The 5,155-nt window shown below is 57.4% G+C and carries 3 rRNA genes; all 3 read left to right on the top strand.

Features of this window, described 5'->3' with window-relative positions:
• The first annotated feature begins 128 nt into the window (after nucleotides 1–128).
• The 3 genes from JAV51_RS20060 to rrf all read left to right on the top strand — a co-directional run bounded on the left by JAV51_RS20060 (nucleotide 129) and on the right by rrf (nucleotide 5,154).
• Nucleotides 129–1,652 (top strand): 16S ribosomal RNA (locus tag JAV51_RS20060).
• Between the two features lie 185 nt (nucleotides 1,653–1,837).
• Nucleotides 1,838–4,962: ribosomal RNA gene (locus tag JAV51_RS20055) — 23S ribosomal RNA — on the top strand.
• A gap of 75 nt (nucleotides 4,963–5,037) precedes the next feature.
• Nucleotides 5,038–5,154: ribosomal RNA gene (gene rrf, locus JAV51_RS20050) — 5S ribosomal RNA — on the top strand.
• The 16S, 23S and 5S rRNA genes sit together here, the layout of an rRNA operon.
• The last annotated feature ends 1 nt before the right edge of the window (nucleotide 5,155 follow it).

The following is a 5,155-nucleotide window of genomic DNA, read 5'->3' as shown; positions in this document are numbered from 1 at the left end:
GGAAACACGAATTGTGTTGTTTGAGAACTCAACAGTGTGCTAGTGATTGTTCATGCTAGTAGTGCTCTTTTGAGCCCCTTTTTGTGGGTTTCTTTGAGATGACTGATTGAGTCGTCGGATTGAATTCATTGTTGGAGAGTTTGATCCTGGCTCAGGACGAACGCTGGCGGCGTGCTTAACACATGCAAGTCGAACGCTGAAGCCCAGCTTGCTGGGTGGATGAGTGGCGAACGGGTGAGTAACACGTGGGTAATCTGCCCTGTACTCTGGGATAAGCCTGGGAAACTGGGTCTAATACCGGATAGGACATTCCACCGCATGGTGGGGTGTGGAAAGCTCCGGCGGTACAGGTTGAGCCCGCGGCCTATCAGCTTGTTGGTGGGGTGATGGCCTACCAAGGCGACGACGGGTAGCCGGCCTGAGAGGGTGACCGGCCACACTGGGACTGAGACACGGCCCAGACTCCTACGGGAGGCAGCAGTGGGGAATATTGCACAATGGGCGCAAGCCTGATGCAGCGACGCCGCGTGGGGGATGACGGCCTTCGGGTTGTAAACCCCTTTCGCCAGGGACGAAGCGAGAGTGACGGTACCTGGAGAAGAAGCACCGGCCAACTACGTGCCAGCAGCCGCGGTAATACGTAGGGTGCAAGCGTTGTCCGGAATTATTGGGCGTAAAGAGCTCGTAGGCGGTGTGTCACGTCTGCCGTGAAAACCTGCGGCTTAACCGTGGGCGTGCGGTGGATACGGGCATCACTTGAGTTCGGTAGGGGAGACTGGAATTCCTGGTGTAGCGGTGGAATGCGCAGATATCAGGAGGAACACCGGTGGCGAAGGCGGGTCTCTGGGCCGATACTGACGCTGAGGAGCGAAAGCGTGGGGAGCGAACAGGATTAGATACCCTGGTAGTCCACGCCGTAAACGTTGGGCGCTAGGTGTGGGGCGCTGTTCACGTGTCCCGTGCCGTAGCTAACGCATTAAGCGCCCCGCCTGGGGAGTACGGCCGCAAGGCTAAAACTCAAAGGAATTGACGGGGGCCCGCACAAGCGGCGGAGCATGTGGATTAATTCGATGCAACGCGAAGAACCTTACCTGGGCTTGACATGCACTGGACCGGCGTAGAGATACGTCTTCCCTTGTGGCTGGTGCACAGGTGGTGCATGGCTGTCGTCAGCTCGTGTCGTGAGATGTTGGGTTAAGTCCCGCAACGAGCGCAACCCTTGTCCCATGTTGCCAGCGGGTAATGCCGGGGACTCGTGGGAGACTGCCGGGGTCAACTCGGAGGAAGGTGGGGATGACGTCAAGTCATCATGCCCCTTATGTCCAGGGCTTCACACATGCTACAATGGCTGGTACAGAGGGTTGCGAGACCGTGAGGTGGAGCGAATCCCTTAAAGCCAGTCTCAGTTCGGATCGCAGTCTGCAACTCGACTGCGTGAAGTCGGAGTCGCTAGTAATCGCAGATCAGCATTGCTGCGGTGAATACGTTCCCGGGCCTTGTACACACCGCCCGTCACGTCATGAAAGTCGGTAACACCCGAAGCCCATGGCCCAACCCCTTGTGGGAGGGAGTGGTCGAAGGTGGGACTGGCGATTGGGACGAAGTCGTAACAAGGTAGCCGTACCGGAAGGTGCGGCTGGATCACCTCCTTTCTAAGGAGCTTTTGCTCTTAGAGCTTATTGTGAACCGCTACTGGTTGGTTGATGCTGGCTCGTGCCGTTGGGGTGCGGGGGTGTTGACCGGTTTCGCTGGCACACTGTTGGGTCCTGAGACAACACGTGGTGTTGTTTCTGGGTGTGGTGTTTGAGAATTGCAGAGTGGGTGCGAGCATCTTTGTGGTCAAGTTGTGTAGGGCATACGGTGGATGTCTTGGCACCAGGGGCCGATGAAGGACGTGGGAGGCTGCGATAAGCCTCGGGGAGCTGTCAACCGAGCTGTGATCCGAGGATTTCCGAATGGGGAAACCCGGCACCCGTTATGGGGTGTCACCCGCCGGTGAATATATAGCCGGTGTGGAGGGAACGCGGGGAAGTGAAACATCTCAGTACCCGTAGGAAGAGAAAACAACCGTGATTCCGTGAGTAGTGGCGAGCGAAAGCGGAAGAGGCTAAACCGTGCGCGTGGTGAAGCTGTCAGGCGTTGCGTGTGCGGGGTTGTGGGAGCCACTGTCCAGTAGCTGACACTGCTGGGGATGGTGTGTGTGGTTAGCGGAACACGTTGGGATGCGTGACCGGAGTGGGTGAGAGTCCCGTACGTTAAAACTGCATGGCATTGTCTTGGTGGTGTTCCCGAGTAGCAGCGAGCTCGTGGAATTTGCTGTGAATCTGCCGGGACCACCCGGTAAGCCTAAATACTTCCTGGTGACCGATAGCGGACGAGTACCGTGAGGGAAAGATGAAAAGTACCCCGGGAGGGGAGTGAAAGAGTACCTGAAACCGTGTGCCTGCAAGCCGTCAGAGCCTTCGGGTGATGGCGTGCCTTTTGAAGAATGAGCCTGCGAGTTAGTGCTGCGTGGCGAGGTTAACCCGTGTGGGGTAGCCGGAGCGAAAGCGAGTCTGAATAGGGCGTTGAGTCGCGTGGTCTAGACCCGAAGCGGGGTGATCTACCCATGGCCAGGGTGAAGCGCCGGTAAGACGGTGTGGAGGCCCGAACCCACCAGGGTTGAAAACCTGGGGGATGAGCTGTGGGTAGGGGTGAAAGGCCAATCAAACTCCGTGATAGCTGGTTCTCCCCGAAATGCATTTAGGTGCAGCGTCACGTGTTTCACATCTGGGGTAGAGCTACTGGATGGCCTAGGGGGCTTACCGGCTTACCGAAGTCAACCAAACTCCGAATACAGGTGTGTGAGAGCGTGGCAGTGAGACGGCGGGGGATAAGCTTCGTCGTCGAGAGGGAAACAGCCCAGAACACCAGCTAAGGCCCCTAAGTGTGTGCTGAGTGGGAAAGGATGTGGAGTCGCTGAGACAACCAGGAGGTTGGCTTAGAAGCAGCCATCCTTGAAAGAGTGCGTAATAGCTCACTGGTCAAGTGGTTCTGCGCCGACAATGTAGCGGGGCTAAGCACACCGCCGAAGCTGTGTCATTCACGCTTGTGATCGGCTCGAATCTTTAGGGTTCGGGTCCAGTCGTGTGGATGGGTAGGGGAGCGTCCTGCATCCAGGGAAGCAGCCGGGTAACCGAGTTGTGGAGGGTGTGGGAGTGAGAATGCAGGCATGAGTAGCGAATGCAGAGTGAGAATCTCTGCCGCCGGATGACCAAGGGTTCCTGGGCCAGGTTGTTCCGCCCAGGGTAAGTCGGGACCTAAGGCGAGGCCGACAGGCGTAGTCGATGGACAACGGGTTGATATTCCCGTACCCGCGTGTGTGCGTCCCTGGCGAGGCAGGTGATACTAACCACCCGCTTGTCACGGCTCCTTCGGGAGTGTGTGGTGAGTGCGTGGGACCTGATCCTGTAGTAGCCAAGCGATGGGGTGACGCAGGAAGGTAGCCCCGCCAGTCAGTGGTGATACTGGTGTAAGCGTGTGGCCCGCCCGATAGGCAAATCCGTCGGGCTGATCTTCGAGATCGAGGGTGAGGCGTGATGCATAGCCGTTGTGGCGAAGTAGGGTGATCCTCTGCTGCCGAGAAAAGCCTCTAGCGAGTGCGCGCGTGGCCCGTACCCCAAACCGACACAGGTGGTCAGGTAGAGAATACCAAGGCGATCGGGTGAACTGTGGTTAAGGAACTCGGCAAATTGCCCCCGTAACTTCGGGAGAAGGGGGGCCAAGGCACTTGAAGCTCCTTGCGGGCTAGGGTGTGTTGGCCGCAGAGACCAGCGGAAAGCGACTGTTTATTAAAAACACAGGTCCATGCGAAGACGTAAGTCGATGTATATGGACTGACGCCTGCCCGGTGCTGGAACGTTAAGAGGACCGGTTAACCCTCCTTGTGGGGGTGAAGCTGAGAATTTAAGCGCCAGTAAACGGCGGTGGTAACTATAACCATCCTAAGGTAGCGAAATTCCTTGTCGGGTAAGTTCCGACCTGCACGAATGGCGTAACGACTTTCCGGCTGTCTCAACCACAGGCCCGGCGAAATTGCACTACGAGTAAAGATGCTCGTTTCGCGCGGCAGGACGGAAAGACCCCGGGACCTTTACTATAGCTTGGTATTGGTTTTCGGTTCGGCTTGTGTAGGATAGGTGGGAGACTGTGAAGCGGCCACGCCAGTGGTTGTGGAGTCGCTGTTGAAATACCACTCTGGCCGGATTGGGAATCTAACCTCGGACCGTGATCCGGTTCAGGGACAGTGCCTGGTGGGTAGTTTAACTGGGGCGGTTGCCTCCTAAAGGGTAACGGAGGCGCCCAAAGGTTCCCTCAGCCTGGTTGGCAATCAGGTGTTGAGTGTAAGTGCACAAGGGAGCTTGACTGTGAGACCGACGGGTCGAGCAGGTACGAAAGTAGGGACTAGTGATCCGGCACCTCCTGGTGGAAGGGGTGTCGCTCAACGGATAAAAGGTACCCCGGGGATAACAGGCTGATCTTGCCCAAGAGTCCATATCGACGGCATGGTTTGGCACCTCGATGTCGGCTCGTCGCATCCTGGGGCCGGAGTAGGTCCCAAGGGTTGGGCTGTTCGCCCATTAAAGCGGCACGCGAGCTGGGTTTAGAACGTCGTGAGACAGTTCGGTCCCTATCCGCCGCGCGCGTTGGAGACTTGAGGAAGGCTGTCCCTAGTACGAGAGGACCGGGACGGACGAACCTCTGGTATGCCAGTTGTTCCGCCAGGGGCATGGCTGGTTAGCTACGTTCGGAAGGGATAACCGCTGAAGGCATCTAAGCGGGAAGCCTGTTCCAAGATGAGGTCTCCCACCACCTTTGAGTGGGTAAGGCCCCCTAGAGACGATGGGGTTGATAGGCCAGACATGGACGCACAGTAATGTGTTTTTGAGTGGACTGGTACTAATCGGCCGAGGGCTTGACCTACAAAGATGTTACGCACCCACTCTGCGACTCTGAAACACCACGCGACCAGGACACTGGGTGGTTGTTTCGTAGTGTTTCGGTGGTTATAGCGGTGGGGAAACGCCCGGTCCCATTCCGAACCCGGAAGCTAAGCCTGCCAGCGCCGATGGTACTGCACTCGAAGGGGTGTGGGAGAGTAGGACACCGCCGAACT

This window comes from Saccharomonospora sp. NB11 (assembly GCF_015910535.1).
Lineage (GTDB): Bacteria > Actinomycetota > Actinomycetes > Mycobacteriales > Pseudonocardiaceae > Saccharomonospora.
The sequence above is the reverse complement of the archived record's forward strand: the minus strand, read 5'-3'. Positions and strand labels throughout refer to the sequence as shown.